A 23699-nucleotide genomic window follows, 5' to 3' on the forward strand; every position below is an offset into this window, starting at 1 on the left:
GTGCAGTCGATGACTGCACCGCGGCCGTTCGCGTATCTCTGTGCTGCCGTACGCTTGTGACGTACTCGCAGCTTCGTTGCACCCTCGCGTCGTCCCGTCGGCGATCCTGGCCGGTGGCCGCGAGGGTGTGCACTGTTAGAGTTCTAGAGTTGTCTACTGTCCGACGGGCCTATCCGGCCTGTCGCTCCCGACCGGCCTGCCAGGAGGATTCTTGCTTTCCGCCTTCGTCTCGGCCCTCAGGACACCGGACCTGAGGCGGAAGATCCTCATCGCCCTCGGGCTGGTGGCTCTGTACCGTCTCGGCGCCTCGGTGCCGTCCCCGGGCGTCGACTACGGAAACGTCCAGGCGTGCGTCGACCAGCTCGCCGGCAGCGAACAGGCCGGCATCTACTCCCTGATCAATCTGTTCTCGGGTGGTGCCCTCCTCCAGCTGTCGGTGTTCGCGATCGGCATCATGCCGTTCATCACCGCGAGCATCATCGTGCAGCTGCTCACCGTCGTGATCCCCAGATTCGAGGAACTCCGCAAGGAGGGCCAAGCGGGGCAGGCCAAGATGACGCAGTACACGCGATATCTGGCCGTGGCGCTCGCCGTTCTGCAGTCGACCGGCATCGTGGCGCTTGCCGCCCGAGGCCAGCTGCTGCAGGGCTGTTCCGAACCTATCCTGGCCGACGACAGCGTCTTCGGCATGGTCGTCATCGTCCTCGTCATGACCGCGGGTGCCGCAGTCGTGATGTGGTTCGGCGAACTGATCACCGAACGCGGCGTCGGCAACGGCATGTCGATCCTCATCTTCGCCGGTATCGCATCTGCGCTGCCGAGCGAGGGTCGGACGATCCTCGAATCCCGCGGTGGTCTCGTCTTCACGATCGTGCTTGCCGTCGCACTGGCTCTGATCGTCGGCGTCGTCTTCGTCGAGCAGGGACAGCGTCGTATCCCGGTGCAGTACGCCAAGCGGATGGTGGGTCGCCGCATGTACGGCGGCTCGTCGACGTACCTGCCGCTGAAGGTCAACCAGGCGGGCATCATCCCGGTGATCTTCGCGTCGTCGCTGCTGTATCTGCCCAACCTGATCGCTCAGCTCACCGGTGCTACCACCAATCCCGAGCCGAGCTGGTGGCAGCGCATCATCAACGAGTATCTGGTCAACCCGAACAACCCGGTCTACATCGCGCTGTACTTCGGATTGATCGTGTTCTTCGTGTTCTTCTACGTCGCCATCACGTTCAATCCCGAGGAACGCGCCGACGAGATGAAGAAGTACGGCGGCTTCATCCCGGGTATCCGCCCGGGGCGGCCCACCGCTGAATATCTCAGCTACGTGCTCAACCGCATTACGGTTCCGGGCTCGATCTACCTCGGTCTCATCGCAGTGCTTCCGAACTTCTTCCTGTCGGGCGGCCAGACCGCCAGCAGCATCTTCGGCGGCGCAGCGGTGCTCATTCTCGTCAGTGTCGCGCTGGACACTGTCAAGCAGATCGAAAGTCAATTGATGCAGCGTAACTACGAAGGGTTCCTCAAGTGAGACTTGTACTCCTCGGTCCTCCCGGTGCCGGCAAAGGCACACAGGCCGCAATCCTGTCGGAGAAACTCGGCGTTCCCGCCATCTCGACCGGCGATCTCTTCCGCGCCAATATCGGCCAGGGCACTGCGCTCGGCTTGGAGGCCAAGAAGTACATCGACGCTGGAGACCTCGTCCCCGCGGAGATCACCAACAACATGGTGCGCGAGCGCCTCGCGGAGCCCGACGCAGCGAACGGATTCCTTCTCGACGGGTTCCCCCGCAGCGTCGAGCAGGCCGAGGAGCTCGCCAAGATCCTGAAGAACCTCGACACCGCTCTCGACGGTGTGCTGTCGTTCGTCATCGACGAGGACATCGTCGTCGAGCGCATGCTCGCTCGCGGCCGCGCGGACGACACCGAGGACGTGATCCGCAACCGTCTCCGGGTCTACCGTGAGGAGACCGCGCCGCTGCTCGACCACTACGCAGATGTCCTCATCACCGTCGACGCCGTCGGCGAAGTCGAGGAGATCAACGCACGCGCACTCGCCGCACTCGGCAAGTAGACGGCAAGACCAGAGATACAGGAATTCGGGTATGGGTTTCGGGCGTAAACGCAAGGTGGTTCCGTTCCGCACTTCCGGCGAACTCGACGCGATGGCAGCCGCGGGCGCCATCGTGGGGGCCGCGCTCGTCGCGGTGCGGGATGCAGCAAAGCCGGGCGTGAGCACCCTGGAACTCGACCGGGTGGCGGAGTCGGTGATCCGTGATGCGGGCGCCGTTCCGTCGTTCCTGGGATATCACGGCTTCACCGGGTCGATCTGCTCGTCGGTCAACGACCGGGTCGTACACGGCATCCCGTCGGCTGACGACATCCTCGTCGAAGGCGATCTGGTGTCGATCGACTGCGGAGCGATCCTCGACGGGTGGCATGGCGATTCGGCCTGGAGCTTCGGGGTGGGCGAGCTGTCCGCTGCAGACTCCGATCTCAGCGACGCCACGCGCCTGTCGATGGAGGCGGGTATCGCCGCGATGATCGCCGGCAGCCGCCTCACCGATGTGTCCCACGCAATCGAAGAAGGCACGCACGCCGCGGAACGTCTGCACGGACGCCCCTACGGCATCGTCGACGGCTACGGGGGACACGCCATCGGCCGTGAGATGCACATGGATCCGTTCCTGCCCAACGAGGGCAAGCCGGGCAAGGGCCCGCAACTCGTCGTGGGTTCGGTGCTGGCGATCGAGCCGATGCTCACCCTCGGCACCTACGAGACGGTGGTTCTCGAGGACGAGTGGACCGTCGTGACCACCGACGGCAGTCGCGCCGCGCACTGGGAGCACACCGTTGCGGTCACCGAGGACGGTCCGCGGATCCTCACTCTCCGTCCCGAGTAGTCGCTCCGCTCCCAGTCGAGCGAATGTATCGTTCGTTCTGCTGAAGGAGACGAACGATACATTCGCTCAATGAGGGCGAGTCGGTCATACCTCGACGAGTAGGGTCACCGGTCCGTCGTTGACGAGGCTCACCTCCATGTGGGCACCGAACACTCCCGATTCGACATGCGCACCGAGTGTGCGCAACGCTGACGCGAACTCGTCGATCAAGGGTTCGGCTACCGGCCTGGGCGCCGCCGCCGACCACGACGGACGTCGGCTCTTCCGCGTATCCGCCATCAAGGTGAATTGGCTGACGACCAGCAGCGGGGCGTTCAGGTCGGATGCCGACTTCTCGTCCTCGAGGATCCGCATCGTCCAGACCTTGCGGGCGAGTGTCGCGGCTTTCGCTGGGTCGTCGTCGTGGGTGACGCCGACGAGCACGAGCAGCCCGTGGCCACCGTCCGGGGGCGTGATCCGCGCGACCTCCGCTCCGTCGACGGTGACGGCTGCGCTACTGACCCGTTGAACCAGCGCACGCACGTGTGCCTCCTTACATCATTGCTATTTGGCCTGGTGGGAAAGTTCCCGTAATATCGTTCGATGGTGCGCGCTGCGCTCCGGTCGGTCTGCGTCGACATGGTCTTCGCAAGGGGATTCGGGGATGCCGAGCGTCACGGTATCGGATGCCGGTGCAACCACACGTCGAACAACGGATCGCGGAGGATATGGCTAAGAAGGACGGCGCAATCGAGGTCGAGGGTCGGGTTATCGAACCACTTCCCAATGCGATGTTCCGCATCGAGCTGGAGAACGGCCACAAAGTGCTGGCCCACATCAGCGGCAAGATGCGGCAGCACTACATTCGCATCCTTCCCGAGGACCGGGTTGTCGTGGAGCTCTCGCCCTACGACCTCACGCGTGGACGCATCGTCTACCGCTACAAGTAACAGACTTCCCCGGCCGAACGGTCGGGGAAAAACATGTCTCCGGACGGGCTTGCGTCGTATCCGGGGGCGCACATACAGGAGATCGGACGCACGTGAAGGTTCAGCCTAGCGTCAAGAAGATCTGCGAGAAGTGCAAGGTGATCCGTCGTAACGGTCGGGTCATGGTGATCTGCGAGAACCTGCGTCACAAGCAGCGTCAGGGCTAGATCGACCTTCCTCGCGAAGATCTGCTTGGCAACAAGCAAGAAGACCTTCCAGTACCAGTCGCACGGTTACGATCCTCGATCCGTCGGGGAGCTGTGCGATTCACCCTCGGTTCGGAGGCCGGGGCCCCACTGTGTTTGTCACCACACAGTTTCTTACGCAGGGGACGGGCTGGGAGCAGACCTCCATACACCGAATAGGAATGCCACATGGCACGTCTCTCAGGTGTTGATCTTCCCCGCGAGAAGCGGATGGAGATCGCACTCACATACATCTACGGCATCGGCCGTACTCGCTCGAAGGAAATCCTCGAGGCAACCGGCGTCAGCCCGGACCTGCGCAGCAAGGATCTGTCCGACGAGGACCTCGCAAAGCTCCGCGAGTGCATCGAGGACAGCTACAAGGTCGAGGGTGACCTGCGCCGCGAGGTTCAGGCGGACATCCGCCGCAAGATCGAGATCGGCTGCTACCAGGGCCTGCGGCACCGTCGTGGTCTGCCCGTGCGTGGACAGCGCACCAAGACCAACGCTCGTACCCGTAAGGGCCCGAAGCGCACCGTCGCAGGAAAGAAGAAGTAATGCCTCCCAAGTCACGCACCGCCGGTCCGAAGAAGACCCAGAAGGCACGGCGCAGGGACAAGAAGAACGTCCCGCACGGCGCTGCTCACATCAAGAGCACCTTCAACAACACCATCGTCTCGATCACGGATCCCCAGGGCAACGTGATCTCCTGGGCTTCCTCGGGACATGTCGGCTTCAAGGGTTCGCGTAAGTCGACCCCGTTCGCCGCACAGCTCGCCGCCGAGAACGCTGCCCGCAAGGCGCAGGAGCACGGCGTCAAGAAGGTCGACGTCTTCGTCAAGGGCCCGGGTTCGGGCCGCGAGACCGCGATCCGCTCACTCCAGGCCGCCGGCCTCGAGGTCGGAACGATCTCCGACGTCACTCCTCAGCCGCACAACGGCTGCCGCCCGCCCAAGCGCCGTCGCGTCTAAAAACGGGAAAGGAAAGGTTCTAAGTCATGGCACGTTATACCGGTCCCGTTACACGTAAGTCGCGTCGTCTCCGCGTCGACCTGGTCGGAGGCGATCAGGCCTTCGAGCGTCGCCCCTACCCGCCCGGCCAGCACGGCCGCGCGCGGATCAAGGAGAGCGAATACCTGCTCCAGCTGCAGGAGAAGCAGAAGGCTCGCTTCTCCTACGGCGTCATGGAGAAGCAGTTCCGTCGTTACTACGAGGAAGCAGCCAGCCGCCCGGGTAAGACCGGTGAGGTCCTGCTGACCATCCTCGAGTCGCGTCTGGACAACGTTGTCTACCGTGCAGGCCTCGCGCGCACCCGCCGCCAGGCCCGCCAGTTGGTCTCCCACGGACACTTCGTGGTCAACGGCAAGAAGGTCGACATCCCGAGCTACCGCGTCTCCCAGTACGACATCATCGATGTCCGCGAGAAGTCGCTGAGCACCCTGCCGTTCCAGATCGCGCGTGAATCCCAGGGCGATCGCCCTGTCGCGCCGTGGCTGCAGGTCGTCGGTCCGCGTCTGCGGGTGCTGGTCCACCAGCTCCCCGAGCGCGCGCAGATCGAGATCCCGCTGCAGGAACAGCTCATCGTCGAGTACTACTCGAAGTAAGAGCGCTTCGTGCTCTGTCACCAGAGCACCTCGTGCGTGGTGTCCTCCTTGCCCTGTTGGGCGGGGAGGGCACCACACCACCACTAGGGCGTCAAATAGCGGACGCCCACAAGGAGGCAACTCATGCTCATCTCGCAGCGACCCACGCTGACCGAAGAGGTCATCGCTGACGACCGGTCGAAGTTCGTCATCGAGCCGCTCGAGCCCGGCTTCGGCTACACGCTCGGCAACTCGCTTCGTCGCACCCTGCTCTCCTCGATTCCCGGTGCCGCCGTCACCAGCATTCGCATCGATGGCGTGCTCCACGAGTTCACCACGGTTCCGGGTGTGAAGGAGGATGTCACCGACATCATCCTGAACCTCAAGGGGCTCGTGGTCAGCTCGGAAGAGGACGAGCCGGTCACCATGTACGTCCGCAAGCAGGGCCCGGGTGTCGTTACCGCAGCGGACATCGTTCCGCCGGCGGGTGTCGAGATCCACAACCCCGATCTGCACATCGCCACCCTGAACGACAAGGGCAAGCTGGAGATCGAGCTCGTCGTCGAGCGCGGTCGCGGTTACGTTCCCGCCGTCCAGAACAAGGCATCCGGTGCCGAGATCGGCCGTATCCCGGTCGACTCGATCTACTCGCCGGTGCTCAAGGTGACGTACAAGGTAGAGGCCACCCGCGTCGAGCAGCGCACCGACTTCGATCGGTTGATCCTCGATGTGGAGACCAAGAACTCGATCGCCGCACGCGATGCACTCGCGTCGGCGGGCAAGACCCTGGTCGAGCTCTTCGGTCTGGCTCGTGAGCTGAACGTCGAAGCAGAAGGCATCGAGATCGGTCCCTCGCCTGCCGAGGCCGACCACATCGCCTCCTTCGGACTTCCGATCGAGGACCTGGACCTGACGGTCCGGTCCTACAACTGCCTCAAGCGTGAAGGTGTTCACACCGTCGGTGAGCTGGTGGCACGCACGGAGTCCGACCTGCTCGACATCCGCAACTTCGGTCAGAAGTCCATCGATGAGGTCAAGGTCAAGCTGCACTCGCTCGGCCTGTCGCTGAAGGACAGCCCCGCGTCCTTCGATCCCAGCAGTGTGGCCGGCTACGACGCCGCCACCGGTACCTGGAGCGATACCGACGCCGGGTTCAGCGACACCGACGGCAACGAGGACTACGCCGAGACCGAGCAGCTGTAGCAGCTCACGGTCCGTTACTAGGAGAAAATCATGCCCAAGCCCAAGAAGGGCGCCCGCTTCGGCGGGTCGGCCTCGCACCAGAAGGCGATCTTCGCCAACCTGGCCACCGCGCTCTTCGAGCACGGCCGCATCACCACCACGGAGGCCAAGGCCAAGGCCTTGCGTCCGTACGCCGAGAAGCTCGTCACGTACGCAAAGGCCGGCACGCTGGCTTCGCGTCGTGAGGTGCTGAAGGTCATCCGCAACAAGGACGTCGTGCACGCCCTGTTCGCGGAGATCGGTCCCTCCTTCGAGGACCGCAACGGCGGCTACACGCGCATCATCAAGACGATGCCGCGCAAGGGCGACAACGCGCCCATGGCGGTCATCGAACTCGTGCGCGAGAAGACCGTGTCCTCCGAGGCCGACCGCGCTCGTCGCGTCTCGGCATCGAAGGCTGCACCGGCTGCCGAGGAGAACGTGGTGGAGGCCGTCGAGGCCGATGCCACCGACGCTCAGGTCGACAACGCCGATGCTGTCGTCGAGGCGATCGAAGACACCACCGCTACGGCCGCTGACGCGCCCGAGGCGGACGAGGCCAAGAAGGACTAGTCCACTTGGTTTCGGCATCTGCTGAATCGAACGAGCCCGCCGCCCAGCACAGGGACGGCGGGCTCGTCGCTTCGGACACAGTTTCCGGTGAGCGAACCAGGCTCCGCCTCGACATTTCCTACGACGGCACCGATTTCTCCGGCTGGGCCCGCCAGCCCGGCCGGCGCACGGTGTGCGGCGAGATCGAAGAGAAGCTGTCCGCCATCGTGCGGGAGCCCGTGCTCCTCACCGTTGCCGGTCGCACCGATGCGGGAGTGCACGCATCGGGTCAGGTTGCGCACGTCGATGTGCCGACCGAGGCGCTGCCGGACGATCCGTCGCGCTGGATCCGTCGACTCGCACGGTTTCTTCCGCGCGATGTCCGAGTGACCGGAATCTCGGTGGCACCGGAGCATTTCGACGCGCGGTTCTCCGCGATCCGACGACACTACGAGTATCGGGTGACGGCAGCCGTATACGGAGCCGACCCGCTGCGTGCCCGCGACACCGTCTCCTGGCCGAAAACGGTCGATCTCGAGGCAATGCAACACGCATCGCGTTCCCTGTTGGGGCTGCACGATTTCGCCGCATTCTGTAAGCGGCGCGAGGGCGCCACGACCGTCCGCGAATTGCAGCGCTACGACTGGACCCGCTCCGGCGACATCCTCACCGCCCATGTGAGTGCCGACGCATTCTGCTGGTCGATGGTCCGCAGCCTCGTCGGTGCCGCGCTTGCAGTGGGAGAGGGGCGTCGCTCGGTCGACTGGATGACTGCCCTCCTCGACGAGCGCGAACGGGCAGCGTCGGTCGCAGTGGCTCCGGCGCACGGACTCTCACTTGTCGGCGTCGACTACCCTGCCGATGGGGATCTCGCCGCGCGCAACTCCGCGACGCGGGAGACGCGCGGGCCGATCGCACGCGGCTGCTGCGGTTGACGAAGGAGAGATGATCTTGGCTGGACGACGGTGTGTACTCATCGCGGCGATCGCGGCGATCGCGGCAGCTGTGGTCACAGCGACAGGTGGCGCGGCCCCGGGGATCGGCGTCGCCGACGAACTGCCTTCCGGTGCAATGGAAGTCGGTGGCGCCAGACTCGAACGCGTGGACCGGCATTCCGACCGCGATTGGTCTCTTTTCGTCCATTCCGGGGCAATGGATCGCACGATCGAACTTCGGGTGATCCGTCCCGCAGACACCACCGAGTCGCGCCCCGTGCTGTATCTGCTCAACGGCGCAGGAGGTGGTGTCGACGACGCCACCTGGCGTAAACAGACCGATGTCGTCGATTTCTTCGGTGACAAGAATGTCAATGTCGTCACGCCGATCGGCGGTGCATTCAGCTACTACACCGATTGGCTCGCCGACGATCCGGAACTGGGTCGCAACAAGTGGACGACCTTCCTCACGGAGGAAGTACCCCCGATCGTCGATGCTGCGCTCGACGCGAGCGGACGCAACGCGATTGCGGGTGTCTCGATGTCTGCCACGTCCGCGCTCGCACTCGCCGAGCATGCACCGCAGCTGTATGACGCGGTGGCATCGTACAGCGGTTGCGCCGAGACTTCGACGGACGTGGGTAGCCGGTACGTCGAGATGGTTGTCGGGTTGGGCGGCGGTGATGTCGAGAACATGTGGGGTCCGGTCGGGGCCCCGCACTGGGGCGAACAGGACGTGATCCGCCACGCGGAGCGATTGCGTGGAACGGCGATATTCGTGTCGTCGAGCGGGGGCCTGCCCGGCTCGCACGAGGTTGCGGCATGGGAAGAGTACGGGCCTGCGGTGATACCCGATGTCGCATTGCTCGGGGTCATCGAGACCGCGGTGAGCGGCTGCACGGACCGACTCCGTACCGCGTTGGACGGACTCCGAATCGAGGCGACCTATTCGACTCGAGCCGAGGGGACTCACACGTGGGGATACTGGGAGGACGCGTTACACGAATCCTGGCCCCTACTCTCGGATGCCATCGACGCCTGAGGCTCTGGATCGGAGGGCTGCAAATCTGCGGCGTGCCACCGTCCCCTCGGAGACGGTGGCACGCCGCAGATCGGCTTATCAGAGCAGGATGCCCAGACCCGCCAGAAGCGTGAACAGGGTGGCGCCGAGTGAACCGAGAATCATGTTTCCTCCAACAGGTTGATGACCTTCGTCTTCGATCGAAGTCGAAGTGACTTCTGGGTCGTTCACAGGGGGAGAAAGACCCAGTAGTCATCCGTCACATCGGCACCAGCAGTCTCTGCGTTACCGCGCGTCCGTTCAGGGCCTGTCGTGCTCCTCAGGCGCTGCATCCCACCCCGGCCACGTACGGCGACGATCAGAGCAGAATGCCCAGACCTGCCAGCAGGGTGAGAAGGGTAGCGCCGAGTGAACCGAGAACCATGTCGTTCCTCCTTCGTTGTATGCCCCGGCCCGTGAATGGGCGCGGGGGAGGCGGCCTCGGCCCCCGATGGGGGGTGAGGGCCTCGGCCGCCCATCAGATGCCTACCCGGATGGGGAGAAGCTAACCATCCATGGCGCACGGGATTTTCTGAGAAGGGCTCCGACCATCGCAGCCCGCCTGCGCTGTTCGAAAGCGACGCTCTACCTCGCCGAGAACAGGGACCGATTCGTCTACGCGGTCACCGTGCATTCTTCCGCGGCGCGACGGAATGCGTCGAAGCCGAAGTCGCCGATGCTGGGGAGCCGAGGTCTCCGCGGTCATGGTGCGTATCCAGCAGCGACAGGCTGCTGAGCAGACCGGCCTCGACGACGCACAGGCCTACGGTGAACTCCCAGCCCTGCTCACCCACGGTCTGACGACCTGATGCACCTTACGATCGGTGACATGGACCAGAAGCGGCAGGAACCGATCCGACTCGGGATCATCGTGGCGAGCGTGAGGGAGGGACGGGTCGCACCGGTCGTCGCGAACTGGTTCACCGAGACGGTGCGTCGACGCACGGTGTCGGACGGTGCTGACGACGGCACGACGGGGTCGGACACCGCAGGAACCGACACCACAGAATTCGATGTCGATAGCATCGATCTCGCCGAGGTCCCGCTACCGCAGGAACTGTCGGGAGGTCCGGCGGTCGAGGCCTTCACCCGGCGGATCGACGCGGCCGAGGCATTCGTCGTGATCACCTCCGAGTACAACCACGGATATCCCGCCGCGCTCAAGACCGCGATCGACAGCGTCAAACGCGAATGGCGCGCCAAGCCCGTCGGATTCGTGTCCTACGGCGGTCTGTCCGGTGGCCTACGCGCAGTGGAGCAACTCCGGCAGGTGATCGTCGAGGTCCACATGGTGCCGGTGCGAGAATCGGTGAGTTTCCACCGCGTCAAGTACGCCTTCGCTGCAGACGGCACCACGAGCGACGGCGCGGCCATCGATTCTGCCGAACGCATGCTCGACCAACTCGCATGGTGGGCTGCCACTATTCGTGCCGGACGCGACCTCGCGCCATACCCGGGCTGAAATGCCGGTCAGCGCACCGGCACCGCCTGCGCGACACGTGGTCGCCCGATGTGCGCGGACTCGGCCGCGATGGTGACGAGCGTCAGCCCCATCCGCTGTCCGCGCGTGGTGAGCACCACCCGGTCGCCGGCTCCGTTCGGTTGTTCGATGGCGACGGTAGGACGTTCGCGGGGCCACTGGTCGGGACGCGCATGTACGTGGATGGCGCCGGTGTGAGGCCTCGTCGTCGGCTGGGCCCCATCGAAGACCACAGTGTCGAACTCGCGGTCGCCCGGATACTCACCGGCGATCCTGAGTCGATCCGGGGACGCCGCCCCGTCCAGGAGTGACCGCCAGGCATCGGCGCGATCGGTGTGGATCACCACGCGTGCACCGATCGCCACGGCGCGGAACACGATCTGCTGTGCGAGATACAACTCGCCCGCAACATGGACAGAGCGCACACCCGGGCCGGTCAGGCGCACCGCGACCGCCCGTCCTGACTCGTCCGCCCCGATCAACTGACCGCAACCCGCGGCGGGCAGCGCCAACCCGTCGAGTTCGTCGCGGCTCACGCTGCGCAGTTCGGTGATGTCTTCGAGGCCGTTCGACGCGTACGGCAGAGATGCGCGCAGCGCGTCACGTTCGCGGCCGTGGACCGGGCGAGCACCGGACGTCACCGGACCGTCCGCCGTGCGTGTCGCGTACCGGACGAGACCACCGACGCGGGTCGTACCGTAGGAACCGGGGCGCATGCGCACCGCCACCGTCGACGACAGCGACGGGTGGGTCCAGATGTGGGTCAGGGCGCTCGCGTCGAGTCGTCTCGGATCGAGCACACCCCCGGTGCTGTACCCGACGGGGAGGCGGACGTGGCTCCAAGAACATTCCGCCGCCAGCGGATCTGCGCCGTGAGTGATCCGGCTCGCGGCCGAGTGGATCTCCGAAGCAGTCAGCATTCTTGCTGCGCAACCGGAATCGCCCAGCGTTCTGATGACCCTTCGCGCCGACGCGATGATCGTGCGGGTCGCGCCTTCGGTGCCACCGCCGCGCCGGTCCACCGCGTCTCGACACGTCGACGCGTCGAGGCGCAGTGCGAGCCACACCGTGCGCATCGCAGCTGCGGGCAGCGGTCCGATGAGTTGCGCGTAGACCTGACCGGCGGGGGTCGCGTCCAGTACCCGGCGACCGTGGACGACGACATCGATTCCGTCGAGCGTCACGTCGTGTCGGCGTAGGCAATCGGACAGTGCGCCGAGGGGCAGCGTCTGCGACGAGTCGGCGCGATCCCGCCCGAGCCGGGTGGTGACTCCGGCGGGAGCGAGTACCTCGACGACCGCAGTGACGCATGTGCCGTCCCACCTCAAACCCACCGGGCGGCCGGTCGGCTGCGCCGCATCGCGGATCTCGGCGGGGGCATGCACGCGCGGAAACCTGTGTCGCAGCAGCGTCGTCGTCGCGGCAATCGCATCGCGACCCCGGATCCGGATGAGCAGCAGAGCAGCGGACGCGGCTGCTGCGGTCGGTGCCACCCATGCGGGTGCGCCGGTCGCGGCCACCGCCATCCAGACTGCGATACCCGCGCACTGTGCCACGACGAGCCGTGACACGACCCGGGCTTGTCCGTACACGCCGGATCTTTCACGCACGACCTCGGACACAGTTCTATCCACGGCACTCCCCCCGACACCGATCGGGCAGGCCTGTGGGTGCCCGCCCGAGCTTCCCAACGCGCAACTGTACTGTGTTGCGGCAGTGAGCGTGCCGCACGGGGGAGGACATATGGCATCGCAGCCCACCACTCGATGGCAGGTGAGCGGTTACAGATTTCTGATGAGACGGATGGAGCATGCGCTCGTTCGTCGCGACGTCCGCATGATCCACGACCCGATGCGATCGCAGTCGCGTTCGCTCATGGTGGGGACGGTGGTCGCCTGCCTGGTCCTTGCCGGATGCGCTGCCCTGGCACTGTTCCGGCCACAGGACAAGATCGGCAGTGCCCCGCTGGTGGTGGGCAGGGATTCCGGCGCGCTCTACGTCGCGATCGATGGAACCTTCCATCCCGCGATGAATCTCGCGTCCGCACGACTGGTGCTCGATGCGCCTGCCGAACCCGCGGTCGTCGCCGATGAGGAACTCGAGGACCGGCCGAGGGGGCCGCTGGTCGGCATCCCCGGCGCTCCGTCGTCCCTCGCGCATGTCGATCACGACATGTCCTGGACCGTGTGCGACTCGGTCGACCCCGGCGGACGGCAGTTCGTCACCACCGCCGTGACGGCAGGCACACCCGAGTACACCGGCGACGGCGGACCTCTCGACGACGAAGCGCTCCTGATGACCTTCGACGGTGAGTACCATCTCGCCTACGGCGGTGGCCGGGCGGAGATCGACCCGCAGGATCGCGCCCTGACACGCGTCCTGGGCATCGACGTCGGATCGGCACGTCCCGTGGGCGCGGGGTTGCTCGCGGCGCTCCCCGAATTGCCGAAACTCACCGCGCCCGTGATCCCGGACGCCGGGAGCAGACCACGAGTGCCGGTCGGTGATTCCCGCGTCGGATCCGTCGTAGGACTCGCGGAACCGGACGGCCAGCGCTACTACGTCGTCTTGAGCGACGGGGTGCAGGAGGTGTCGAGCGCAACCGCGCAGATCATCCATGCATCGGATTCCCAAGGCGTTGCAGAGATTCCGATCGTGCCGCCCGACACGCTCAAGGACGCGCCGACGGTGCGCCACCTGGCTGTCGACACCTTCCCGGCAGTGGTACCCACGATCGTCGATCCGGCGGACCGACCCGTCGGATGCCTGACATGGAACCCCGAAGAAGGCTCCGACGCCCAACGACGCTCGGCGCTGGTGCTGTCGGCGGGCAGCGTCCTGCCGATCGCCGAGGATGCGATACCGGTCGAGCCCGCACAGGCCGACGGGCCGGGCCCGAACGTGGATGTCGTCCACATTCCGCCGGGACGGGGCGCATTCGTGCAGACGACGTCGATCGTCCCCGACAGTGAACGCCGAGGGGCCCTGTTCTACGTCGCGGACACAGGCGTCCGGTACGGCATCACCGATGGGGACGCGGCGGAGGCACTCGGTCTCGAAGGAGAGCCGGCGCGAGCGCCGTGGCAGATCGTCGACCTGCTCGCCCCGGGCCCCTCACTCGGGCGCGCCGAGGCGCTCCTCGCTCACGACGGCGTCGCCCCGGACCCTCGACCCGCGCCGCTCGGAACAGGTGGATGACCGCCGCCCGCGCGGTCCCGGAGGCGGGCACGCTCCCGAAAGGGTAGGGCCGCAAGCAGCGCGAGGACGAGTATCCCGAACACGGCGGCGCTTGCGACCCACGCGACGTGTCGCGGAGTCGGGTCGGGAGGATCGACCGGCGTGGGTCCGGCGATCTCTTTCGGAGGCGCGGGGACATCCCGTTCGGCGGGCAGCGGTGCGGTGACCGCGGCCAACGGATCGACGACGCCGTGCCCGACCCGAGGGTTCCACCCTTCGGCGGGGGCATGTGCGGTCGATTCGATGCGGTCCATCACCATGCGCGCGTCGAGGTGGGGGTGGCGCGCTCTCACCAGCGCGACCGTTGCAGAGACGAGTGGCACCGAGAAACTCGTTCCGGCGATCGGCACCGGCCCTTCGGCGCCAACGTATGCATCGACGAGACCGTCGGAGAACGGGTCGAGGGAGACGATGCCGCTCCCTGGGGCCGCGACATCGACCCACGGCCCGGGAACGCTGTAGTCGGACGGTGTGCCGTCGGCCTCGACCGAGCCGACAGTGAGCACATGGTCGTCGTACCAGGCGGGGGAGGCGATCGTCGTGATCGAATCCCACGGGTCTGCATCAGGGTCGAGTGGATTCGCAGCCGGAGGATTCGATGCCCGGCATACTTCGGTGTTTCCGGCTGCCGCGACCACCACCGCGTCTTTGACATCGGTGGCGTACTGGACGGCGGCCCCGAGCGGCCCGTCGGCGATCCCGTCGCTCGCGAGCATGCACGCGACCTCGGAGATGTTGATGACGGTGGCTCCGAGATCCGCGGCATGGCGCACCGCGGACGCCAGTGTGCGTACATCCCCGTAACCGGGGGAGTTCTGGGCCGCCTCCTCATCCCCCACGGAGCTGTCGGAGTAGTTGCGGCTGGATTGACGGATGGCGATCACTTCGACGTCCGGTGCACCACCGGCGAATCCCGAACCTTCGACCGGTCGTGCAGCGATCAGGCCCGCGACGAGTGTTCCGTGCGCGTCGCAGTCGACCGTGCCGTCGTCCGTCGACACGTAGTCGCCGCCGGGGGTGATGCCGGGAAGTCGTGGATGCCGGTTCACCCCGGTGTCGATCACCGCGACGATCTGTCCGGCACCCCGGGTCAGGGGCCACACCCGTTCGAAGTCCATGATGCGTTGCGCGAGCGGGCGTTGCGGGCCGTCGGCGACAGGCTGGGCACGGGTGCACAAGTAGCGCTGCTCGGTGGGTTCCGGAGCCGCGGGCAGACCGCCGGCGGGAAGTAGTCCGCTGTCCGGTACCGGGGGAGTCGCCGACGCCGTACCCACAGCGGCGACTGTGGACAGTGAGACGACCAGGGTGGTGACGAAGGAAGCCGGGACGGACCGTCGACGGTGCGTCACAGTCCGCGGACCGCGGAGGTGCGTCACAGTCCGCGGACCGCGGAGGTGCGTCACAGCCCACGGACCGCGGAGTAGAGACCGGCAACCCAGCATGCCAACGGCACGATCGTGGCGATGACGGTGTACTCGGCGATTTCGCTGATCCGGCGCTGCACAGGTGTGAACGTGCGCCGCGGCGCAACGACCCCGAAGATCAGGGCGCCGACGAACAATACGACGGTGACCCCGAAGAGTGCCTGCGGAGCGACGGTTCCGGCGAGAGCGGCGGCGACGACCAGACCCAGGACGAGAACTGCACCACCCACGATCATCGGAGCCGCCTGCTCCGCCCCGATGTATGTGCGTCCCCGGAACATGAGGACGATTCCCGTCGCTACGGCCAACGCGACCCCGGGCCATGAGATACCCGCATCCGGTATCGGCCACGCCGCGCACCACGCACCTGCTGTCGCGAGCACGACCACCGCGTACACCCACCCGGTCAGATGAGCTCGGGCACGCGCCGTCTTCGCCTCGAGCTCCTCGAACGTGGGCGGCGGGTTCTCGTCGTCCGGATCGGGAACCACCGGGTCCAGGGATGTTCCGGGTGCGGGAACCGGAGGCAGGGGGAGACGCGCGAGGAGCGTGGCCGCACGAGCGGCAAAGGTCGCCAGCAGTAGCGCGGTCACGACGACGCCGGCTCCGAGCGCCTGAACCGGTACGGAGGTGGCCGTGCCGATGACCAGTGCGATCGTCGCGACCGCGGACATCGTCGGGATCGCAGTGAACGTTGCGAGTCCGACCGTCGTGACACTCACCGCGACCACGCCGACCGCTCCGGTGAGGATGGTCGCCAGCATCAGGTGTGGTGCACCGAAGTCGCCGGGCACCAGAAGCATTCCGGTGACCGAGGAGACAGGGACCGCGCACACCGCGAGCAGCAGCCCGATCAGCCGGTCGAGGTAGACCCGTGCGATGACGGCGGCTGCCGTGACGAGCAGCAGCGCCAGCACCGCGGTGACGATTCCCGCGACCGCCCGCTCGCTGCCGGAAGACGGCAGCAGGAGCAACGACCCGCACCCGATCGTGATCGACGCCGACGCGACCGCTGCACCGACCATGGCCGCGGTGCGATCGGACCATCGGCGCAACCGGTCGCGGCCCGCAACCGCCACGTTGTACATCACGTCGTCGAACAGCGGCGGTGACGACGGTGCCGAGGATTGCTCGAGGACGAGGACCTCACCGTCGCGGATCCCGAGCTCGTCGAGACCGAGTTCACCTGCGAGCGGACCCTGGCCGATTCGTGCCAGGGTCCATGCTTCCGGCTCGACCCGTTCGGGGGTGACGTCGAACTCGTTGTCGGGTCGATGCGCGGCCACGAGGTCGACGATTCCCGCGAGCAGCAAGGCAACCGGAACGCCCAGTGGCAGAGTCAGGTCGACCTCGGAGTGTTTGGTGAGCACCGTGATACGGCACAATTCCGGTGCTGCTACCGCACCGGGTACGTTCGGGCTCGTCGGTACAGTCGTCATCGAATTGTTCCCCCGTCGTTCGTGCGCCGGCCCGGCGACCGAAGGCGGCGCGGACCTTTCGACGACGCAGACCTTACGACATCGCGGCGGAACCGCTGACGGCATCGTCGCGGATGTAACTGTCGCGATGGTGCGCTACGCTTCCACCACCGAGGGGGGTAGGTCGTTGTCGGCGGCCTGTGTGTACGGGGGTTGGGGAACTTGAGCACTGTGCGGTTCGCGCGCAAAACACGACGGGATGCGCCGCGTGCACCCGGTGGTGAAGTGAGTCTGCAGGCGCCGCCCGATATTCCGAGAGCCACACCGGGCAATCTGCTGATGAAGCTGCTGCCATTGGTGATGGTTGCGGCGATGATCGGCATGGTCGCGCTCATGTTCAGTTCCGGTATGGCGCGCAGCCCGATGGCCCTGATCTTCCCGCTGATGATGATGGTGTCGATGATCGGCATGCTGGCCAACGGCGGTCGCGGTGGGGGCGCGAAAACCTCCGAGACGAACGAGGATCGCAAGGACTACCTGCGCTACCTCGACACCCTGCGGCGCGACGTGGCAGAGACCGGTTCGGGGCAGCGGCGGGCCCTCGAGTGGACGCACCCGGATCCGGCGTTGTTGTGGACCCTCGTGGGGACCGTGCGGATGTGGGAACGCCGCACGGCCGACGTCGACTTCTGCCACGTTCGGGTGGGCCGTGGCGGGCAGCGCCTGGCCACGAAGCTCATCGCTCCCGAGACCGGTCCGGTCGAGGACCTCGAACCTGTTGCCGCAGTGTCGTTGCGCCGCTTCGTCCGCGCACACTCGGTGGTACCCGCACTCCCGACGGCGGTATCGCTGCGCGGCTTCGCATCGGTCGGGATCGGCGGCGATCGGGAGACGGCGCAGCAATTGGCTCGATCGATGCTCGCGCAGCTGTGCACGTTCCACGCGCCCGACGTACTCCAGGTAGCGGTGGTATGCGGACCTGACACGGCGGCGGAGTGGGAGTGGGTCAAGTGGCTTCCCCATGCCCAGCATCCGGATGCGCGCGACGGTGCAGGGAGCGCACGCATGCTGTTCGGTTCGGTGCTCGAGCTCGAGACGGTCCTCGGCGTACACCTGTCCGCGCGCGGACGGTTCGTCCGCGGAACACCCGCTGTCGAGGGCGTTCCGCAGTTGTTGATCGTCATCGACGGTGGGGTCTCCGGATCCGGGTCCGGGCTGCTCGGCGACGGGCTCGACTCGGTGACTCTGCTCGACCTCTCCGGATTCGCCCCGCGGCTCGCGGCGCTTCGTGGGCTGCAGCTCGTCGCGGAGAACGGTCGGCTCGGGGCGAGGACCGGAAGCTCGGTGGAGACGTTTGCGGAGGTCGACGGGATCAGCGCCCCGCAGTCGCAGGCACTTGCGCGACGACTTGCCCCATATCGGGCCGCGACCCAGCTTGCAACGGACGACGGCGCCGCAGACGACAGCATCGAGACATGGCAGGACCTACTCGGGCTCGGCGACATCGCGCGATTCGATCCGCAGCAGGCATGGGCGCCACGATCCGGTCGCGACCGGCTGCGAGTGCCGATCGGTGTCGGTGCGGACGGCGCTCCGGTCGAGATCGACCTGAAGGAGTCCGCAGAGAACGGAATGGGTCCTCACGGACTCTGCATCGGTGCCACGGGCTCGGGAAAGAGTGAGTTCCTCCGGACCCTCGTGCTCGGCCTCGTCGCGACGCACTCACCCGATGCGCTCAATCTCGTGCTCGTCGACTTCAAGGGGGGCGCGACTTTCCTCGGGCTCGACCGGAGTCCCCACGTCGCTGCGGTCATCACCAATCTCGCCGACGAACTCGCGATGGTCGAGCGGATGAAGGACGCACTCGAGGGAGAGATGACGCGCCGGCAGGAGCTGCTGCGGGCGTCCGGCAACTTCGCCAACGTCGGTGACTACGAGAAGGCGCGGGCCGCAGGTGCTCCGCTGGCACCGCTGCCCGCACTGTTCATCGTCGTCGACGAGTTCTCCGAGCTGCTCTCTCAGCAGCCCGAGTTCGCAGATCTCTTCGCGGCGATCGGCCGTCTCGGACGGTCGCTGCACATGCATCTGCTGTTGGCGAGCCAGCGACTCGACGAGGGAAAACTGCGCGGCCTCGACAGTCACCTGTCCTACCGGATCGGTTTGAAGACCTTCTCCGCGAACGAATCCCGGAGTGTCCTCGGTGTTCCGGATGCCTACAGCCTGCCGCCAACGCCGGGTGCCGGCTACCTCAAATGTGATTCGGCCGAGATCGTACGCTTCGACGCGGCCTACGTGTCGGGGCCGTACGAACCCGGCCGCCCGGCGCGCCGGATCCGGACGGCAGCTGCCGGGATTCCTGGCCCTCGTGTGTTCACCGCACGAGAGGTACCGGTCGATCGTGGTGTACCTCTGCCCGTGCCGCCGGGCGCCGGCCAGGCCCCGGACATCGACACGACCTCCTCCGAGGTCGGCCGCAGTGTCCTCGACGTCGTGGTCAGCAGAGTGCGCGGACACGGCACTCCCGCACATGAGGTGTGGTTGCCGCCGCTCGACGAGTCCGCGAGCCTCGATATGTTGCTGTCGCACTCGCTGCTGACCGGAGATCTTCTGCGCCAGTCCACTTTGCGGACGACGATCGGGATCGTCGACCGGCCCTTCGAACAGCGTCGAGACCCCCTGGTCGTCGATCTGTCGGGAGCTGCAGGCAACGCCATCGTGGTCGGTGGTCCGCAGTCGGGCAAATCGACGCTGCTGCGCACCTTGATCATGTCGATGGCCGCCACCCACACGGCCGAACAGGTGCAGTTCTACTGCCTCGATTTCGGTGGCGGCACCCTTGCGGGGCTCGCAGGTCTCCCACACGTGGGCTCCGTGGCCAATCGTCTCGCCGCCGATCGGGTCCGCCGCACTGTCGCTGAACTCATGGGGTTGCTGCATCGAAGGGAACGGCAGTTCGGCGAATGGGGCATCGAATCGATGTCGCAACTGCGACGGTTGCGCGCCGACGGAGTGCAGCATGTCTCGGCAGACCCGTTCGGCGACGTCTTCCTCGTGATCGACGGCTGGACCAGTATCCGGGAGGACTTCGAACCACTCGAACAGAGCGTCGGGGTGTTGGCCTCACGCGGGTTGTCCTACGGAATTCATGTGGTGATCAGCGCACCACGGTGGTGGGATGTCCGCCCGGCGCTACGCGACCATCTCGGCACCCGCCTCGAACTCCGCCTCGGCGACCCGGCCGATTCGGAATACGGACGTAAGAGGGCAGCACTGGTGCCCGAGGGCAGGCCCGGACGAGGAATCGAACGCGACGGACTTCACGTGCTGGCAGCACTGCCGCGGGTGGACGGCAGCTCCGGCGTCGACGATCTGGCCGACGGCGTGGCAGCGGCAGTCGCCGCGATCACAGCTGCAACCACGGGTGGTCACGCGCCTGCAGTCAGGATGCTTCCCGAGGAAATCGACCGAGCGGCCGTCCTCACCGCGATTCCCGGTGGATGGCCGGTCCCGATCAGCGCACCGGTCGCGCAGCGACTGCGCGTGCCGATCGGAATCGACGAAGCGGAGCTCGCACCGGTGACCCTCGACTTCGCCGAGAGCCCGCACCTGCTGGTGTTCGGCGATTCCGGCTGTGGGAAGACTGCGCTGCTCCGCGGAATCTGCCGGAGCCTCATGGAGTCGAACACCGGTGCGCAGGCACGGATCATCATCGGGGACTATCGCCGGACCATGCTCGGCGTCGTCGAAGGCGACCATCTCGGCGGTTACGCACCGGGCACATCGGTTCTGTCTGCGATGACGACCGAACTCGCCGGGGTCTTCGAACGTCGGCTCCCGGGAGCCGACACCACGCAACAGCAACTGCGCGACCGGTCGTGGTGGAACGGCCCAGAAGTGTTCGTCATCGTCGACGACTACGACCTGGTGGCCACATCGGGACAGAACCCGCTGACCCCGTTGCTCGAGTATCTGCCGCAGGCCAAGGACATCGGTCTGCACCTGATCGTCGCGCGACGCGCGGGCGGAGCAGGCCGAGCGCTGTACGAACCGGTCATCGCCCGGCTACGTGACCTGTCCACGCCGGGCCTGATCATGAGCGGAAACCGCGACGAAGGCGCGCTCGTGGGCACGGCAAGACCCGGCCCGATGCCGCCGGGCCGAGGAATTCTCGTGCGACGCAACGGTAACGAACTCATCCAGACGGCATGGCTGCAGCCGTCGTGAGCGCGGATGTCCTCGGGCTGCACGTCGGAGCGTCCAGCGTGTGTGCGCGCCGGGCAGAGCGAATCCGCTACGTGCCTGCCGTGGCAGCGAGACTGGGCGATGGATGGGTCTTCGGAGACGCCGCGACGTCGCTCGAGGTAACCGACGTTCTCGCTGCCGCCCGAACAGACGACTCCGCCGAGTTGCTGACAGGTCTGGTGCGTTACGCCGCTGCTGCGGTGGGTGCGCCCCCGAACACCGGAACTGTCGTGGTGGTGCATCCCACGAAGTGGAGCGCGCGGCGCCGCGACGCGCTGTACACCGCAGCTCGGCATGTTGCGCGCAATGCGGAGTTGGTGCCGATTGCGGTCGCTGCATACGACGCGATCGAGATGGATGCGGATGTGCGATGCGTGGCTCTCGAGGTCGCGGCGGAAGGGGTCACAGCGACCTTGCTCGAACCGTGTCCCGGGGGCAGGGCCGTGATCGACCGTGTGGCGAGGGATCCGGGCCTGGCGGCGGACGCGGCGGATTCCGACGACGGCGTGACGCGCCTCGAGGCTCTGATCGGATCGGTCTCCGGGCGGAACGACCCGGATGTGTTGTTGGTGACGGGAATCCCGGGTGAGCCTGCGGGCGTCGAACTGTGCGGGAGGTTGGCCGAGCGGATCGGACGTGGAATTCGGGTCGTGCCGGTCGCGGCCTCGGAAATGCTTGCGCCGATCACAGAAATGTCCGCGCCGACCGCGGTGGGGGAGGCGGCGCCTGGCGTCGAGGTCGGATCGTCCACGGCGCAGTGGCTGCAGGACATCCGTGCGCCCATGCCCGAGCCGTCACGCGCACCCAGCTTCGGATGGGTGATCGCTGGAGCGATGATCGTGATCGTCGTGGTGGCCGCGATCGTGTTCCTGTCGGGTGATGCGAACCTCCGCCAGGCCGTCGCGGACGGGAGTGTCGCCGACAGTGCGGCGGCCGTCCGGCCGGAACCGTCCATCGATGCCCCCGTCGCGGCGGCGTCCGATCAGGATGCGCCCGACTTCGCCACGATCGATCTCGGTCCCGTACGTCTCGACCTTCCGTCGTATTGGCGCATACGCGATGCCGGACGGTCGGAGCCGGGAAGAGCTGAGCTGCTCCCGGATTCGGGCCCCGACCGCAGGATCGTGGTCGTGTACTCCGCTCTCGCGGACGGAATCGATTCGGATGCGGTGGCGAGGAGCCTTGCTGCCCGCGCGACGGCGCGCAGCGGAGTCATCCGAGAGCTGGACTCGGACACGCGCTTCGGGGACCGGCCGGTCATCTCGTACGTAGAGGTGCCCGACGAGTTCTCCACGGTGAGGTGGTCGGTCGTGGTCATGCCGGGCTTGCAGGTCTCGATCGGCTGTCAGTTCCTCGCCGAAGAATGGACCGGAATCAGAAGCGAATGTGAGCAGGCCGTCCACACAGTGGAGCCGGTGTGAAAAAAACTTCGATGTAGTTCGGATCGAGCGGAACCGATCCGGTGCGGGCTGCGTCGAATCAGGTGTAGGGGCGAAACGGTCGGACCAACGGGGGCCGAGTGAACCGGGACGCAGAATGATGGAGGGGTGCACGATGAGTGAGGGCGGAACCGGTGGTGGACAGCAGCTCAACGCTGACGTCGTCGCAATGGAAGTGGCGTCGACTCAGCTGCAGCAGTCACGCGAGGAACTCGAGGGCGCGGTGAGGACGCTCGGCGCGCGAGTGTCGGAGACGTCGGCGGTGTGGAAGAGCCAGGGGGCAACGGAGTTCACGAGCATCATGGAGCGCTGGACTCACAATGCGAACCAGTTGAACCAGGCGCTCGACGAGATCGCCGAGGCCGTCCGCACCGGCGGCCGGTCCTACGAGGAGGCTGCGGCCACTCAGGTAACGGAGCTGAAGGGCGCGGCCAGTGCACTCAGCGGCGACTACTGACCGACCCGACGGCGGGCAATCACACAACACTCAAGGAGCAGGCAATGGCGTTCGGCTCGAATGGCGAGATCTTCCAGAACTTCGAAGGCGTTGACACCCTCAACGCGGGAGTCGCCGGGGTCCAGAAGCAGATGAACAGCATCCTCGACGGCATCGAGGCCCAGGTGGCCCGACTGGACGACAGCTGGGAAGGCAAGGCCAACGAGGCATACGCGGACACCCAGCGGCGCTGGTCCCAGGCCCGACTCGGTCTGAACCAGGTGCTGGCAGAGATCAGCGGAACTGTGGGGCGCGGCAATGAGCAGATGCAGATCACCGAAAGGATGAACGCAGCCCGGCACGGCGGGTGATGGTCCATTCACGAGGCGAGTGACCGGGGAGACTCGCCGCGCGATGTCCCGGTGGTGGAGAGGCCACCGGGACATCGTGTGATCTGGCGGGGATGCGATCCGGAGTGCTCCGAGAGCCGTTCTTTGACCCGGCGACCGAGGGACGGGTAATGTGTGCGATCGGCGTGTCGCACGCTGTCGTAGCCATGTGCGCGGCAAGTGTCGTCTCTCGGGTCTCAACTGGCCGCCGAGGGCGACTATGTGCGGCAGGCGG

24 protein-coding genes are annotated in these 23699 nt (G+C 66.4%); 19 read left to right on the top strand and 5 right to left on the bottom strand.

What is annotated here, in order from left to right:
* Positions 1-211 precede the first annotated feature (211 nt).
* The 3 genes from secY to map are packed head-to-tail and all read left to right on the top strand — an operon-like array spanning position 212 to position 2896.
* Positions 212-1525 carry a preprotein translocase subunit SecY gene (gene secY, locus ACFWCF_RS13700; RefSeq protein ID WP_378492016.1) on the top strand — a complete coding sequence of 438 codons (1314 nt, stop codon included), beginning with the start codon at positions 212-214 and terminating at the stop codon, positions 1523-1525.
* On the top strand, positions 1522-2067 hold the full coding sequence (locus ACFWCF_RS13705; protein ID WP_378492015.1) for an adenylate kinase: 546 nt from the start codon (positions 1522-1524) through the stop codon (positions 2065-2067). The genes secY and ACFWCF_RS13705 overlap by 4 nt, the downstream gene beginning before the upstream one ends.
* Positions 2068-2098: 31 nt before the next feature.
* Positions 2099-2896, top strand: a complete 798-nt coding sequence (gene map / locus ACFWCF_RS13710) for a type I methionyl aminopeptidase (RefSeq protein ID WP_378562089.1) — start codon at positions 2099-2101, stop codon at positions 2894-2896.
* Positions 2897-2980: 84 nt separating this feature from the next.
* On the opposite strand, the gene dtd is transcribed toward map, so the two are convergent.
* Positions 2981-3418, bottom strand: coding sequence for a D-aminoacyl-tRNA deacylase (gene dtd, locus ACFWCF_RS13715; RefSeq protein ID WP_378492013.1), 438 nt, complete (start codon positions 3416-3418; stop codon positions 2981-2983).
* Positions 3419-3603: 185 nt separating this feature from the next.
* Between dtd and infA the strand changes: the two genes are divergently transcribed.
* The 9 genes from infA (at position 3604) to ACFWCF_RS13760 (ending at position 9381) form a co-directional block, all read left to right on the top strand.
* Entirely contained in the window at positions 3604-3825 is a 222-nt protein-coding gene (gene infA / locus ACFWCF_RS13720) for a translation initiation factor IF-1 (protein WP_006554587.1), read from the top strand.
* A 92-nt stretch (positions 3826-3917) separates the two neighbouring features.
* Positions 3918-4031 carry a 50S ribosomal protein L36 gene (rpmJ, locus tag ACFWCF_RS13725; protein ID WP_003938068.1) on the top strand — a complete coding sequence of 38 codons (114 nt, stop codon included), beginning with the start codon at positions 3918-3920 and terminating at the stop codon, positions 4029-4031.
* A 207-nt stretch (positions 4032-4238) separates the two neighbouring features.
* Positions 4239-4607, top strand: a complete 369-nt coding sequence (rpsM, locus tag ACFWCF_RS13730; protein WP_378562092.1) for a 30S ribosomal protein S13 — start codon at positions 4239-4241, stop codon at positions 4605-4607.
* Positions 4607-5020: a 30S ribosomal protein S11 gene (gene rpsK / locus ACFWCF_RS13735; RefSeq protein WP_132471062.1), complete on the top strand. Its 414-nt coding sequence runs from the start codon at positions 4607-4609 to the stop codon at positions 5018-5020. Before rpsM ends, rpsK begins: the two co-directional genes overlap by 1 nt.
* Before the next feature lie 26 nt (positions 5021-5046).
* A complete protein-coding gene (gene rpsD, locus ACFWCF_RS13740) occupies positions 5047-5652 on the top strand; it encodes a 30S ribosomal protein S4 (RefSeq protein WP_378492011.1) in 606 nt (201 codons plus the stop codon).
* 123 nt (positions 5653-5775) lie between these two features.
* Positions 5776-6834 carry a DNA-directed RNA polymerase subunit alpha gene (locus ACFWCF_RS13745; RefSeq protein WP_378492010.1) on the top strand — a complete coding sequence of 353 codons (1059 nt, stop codon included), beginning with the start codon at positions 5776-5778 and terminating at the stop codon, positions 6832-6834.
* Positions 6835-6864: 30 nt separating this feature from the next.
* Complete coding sequence (gene rplQ / locus ACFWCF_RS13750; protein ID WP_378492009.1) at positions 6865-7425, top strand: 50S ribosomal protein L17; 561 nt, start codon at positions 6865-6867, stop codon at positions 7423-7425.
* 5 nt (positions 7426-7430) lie between these two features.
* Positions 7431-8339, top strand: coding sequence for a tRNA pseudouridine(38-40) synthase TruA (gene truA, locus ACFWCF_RS13755; protein ID WP_378562096.1), 909 nt, complete (start codon positions 7431-7433; stop codon positions 8337-8339).
* 10 nt (positions 8340-8349) lie between these two features.
* Positions 8350-9381, top strand: coding sequence for an alpha/beta hydrolase (locus ACFWCF_RS13760; RefSeq protein WP_378562100.1), 1032 nt, complete (start codon positions 8350-8352; stop codon positions 9379-9381).
* Positions 9382-9459: 78 nt separating this feature from the next.
* Here ACFWCF_RS13760 and ACFWCF_RS13765 read toward each other — a convergent pair whose 3' ends face one another.
* Positions 9460-9591 carry a hypothetical protein gene (locus ACFWCF_RS13765; protein ID WP_378562103.1) on the bottom strand — a complete coding sequence of 44 codons (132 nt, stop codon included), beginning with the start codon at positions 9589-9591 and terminating at the stop codon, positions 9460-9462.
* 461 nt (positions 9592-10052) lie between these two features.
* On the opposite strand from ACFWCF_RS13765, the gene ACFWCF_RS13770 reads away from it, so the two are divergent.
* Positions 10053-10208, top strand: a complete 156-nt coding sequence (locus tag ACFWCF_RS13770; protein ID WP_378562106.1) for a hypothetical protein — start codon at positions 10053-10055, stop codon at positions 10206-10208.
* A 20-nt stretch (positions 10209-10228) separates the two neighbouring features.
* Entirely contained in the window at positions 10229-10861 is a 633-nt protein-coding gene (locus ACFWCF_RS13775; protein WP_378562108.1) for an NADPH-dependent FMN reductase, read from the top strand.
* An 8-nt stretch (positions 10862-10869) separates the two neighbouring features.
* On the opposite strand, the gene eccE is transcribed toward ACFWCF_RS13775, so the two are convergent.
* Positions 10870-12513, bottom strand: coding sequence for a type VII secretion protein EccE (eccE, locus tag ACFWCF_RS13780; RefSeq protein ID WP_378562111.1), 1644 nt, complete (start codon positions 12511-12513; stop codon positions 10870-10872).
* A 109-nt stretch (positions 12514-12622) separates the two neighbouring features.
* Here eccE and eccB point away from each other — a divergent pair, with 109 nt between their 5' ends.
* Positions 12623-14077, top strand: coding sequence for a type VII secretion protein EccB (gene eccB / locus ACFWCF_RS13785; RefSeq protein ID WP_378562114.1), 1455 nt, complete (start codon positions 12623-12625; stop codon positions 14075-14077).
* Here eccB and mycP read toward each other — a convergent pair.
* Together mycP and eccD are read right to left on the bottom strand one after the other, a co-directional pair.
* Positions 14023-15390 carry a type VII secretion-associated serine protease mycosin gene (gene mycP, locus ACFWCF_RS13790; RefSeq protein ID WP_378562117.1) on the bottom strand — a complete coding sequence of 456 codons (1368 nt, stop codon included), beginning with the start codon at positions 15388-15390 and terminating at the stop codon, positions 14023-14025. The two genes, eccB and mycP, sit on opposite strands and share 55 nt — an antisense overlap.
* A gap of 125 nt (positions 15391-15515) precedes the next feature.
* Positions 15516-16979 carry a type VII secretion integral membrane protein EccD gene (gene eccD / locus ACFWCF_RS13795; protein WP_378562120.1) on the bottom strand — a complete coding sequence of 488 codons (1464 nt, stop codon included), beginning with the start codon at positions 16977-16979 and terminating at the stop codon, positions 15516-15518.
* A 201-nt stretch (positions 16980-17180) separates the two neighbouring features.
* Between eccD and eccCa the strand changes: the two genes are divergently transcribed.
* The 4 genes from eccCa (at position 17181) to ACFWCF_RS13815 (ending at position 23446) form a co-directional block, all read left to right on the top strand.
* The gene (eccCa, locus tag ACFWCF_RS13800) at positions 17181-21182 is read left to right on the top strand and encodes a type VII secretion protein EccCa (protein WP_378562123.1); all 4002 of its coding nucleotides are present in this window, start codon (positions 17181-17183) and stop codon (positions 21180-21182) included.
* Entirely contained in the window at positions 21164-22621 is a 1458-nt protein-coding gene (locus ACFWCF_RS13805; protein ID WP_378562126.1) for a type VII secretion-associated protein, read from the top strand. Before eccCa ends, ACFWCF_RS13805 begins: the two co-directional genes overlap by 19 nt.
* 133 nt (positions 22622-22754) lie before the next feature.
* A complete protein-coding gene (locus ACFWCF_RS13810; RefSeq protein ID WP_378562129.1) occupies positions 22755-23096 on the top strand; it encodes a WXG100 family type VII secretion target in 342 nt (113 codons plus the stop codon).
* Between the two features lie 44 nt (positions 23097-23140).
* On the top strand, positions 23141-23446 hold the full coding sequence (locus ACFWCF_RS13815; RefSeq protein ID WP_378491996.1) for a WXG100 family type VII secretion target: 306 nt from the start codon (positions 23141-23143) through the stop codon (positions 23444-23446).
* Positions 23447-23699: the final 253 nt, after the last annotated feature.

Origin of the sequence: Rhodococcus sp. NPDC060090 (genome assembly GCF_042729855.1) — a bacterium.
Classification (GTDB): Bacteria; Actinomycetota; Actinomycetes; order Mycobacteriales; family Mycobacteriaceae; genus Rhodococcus.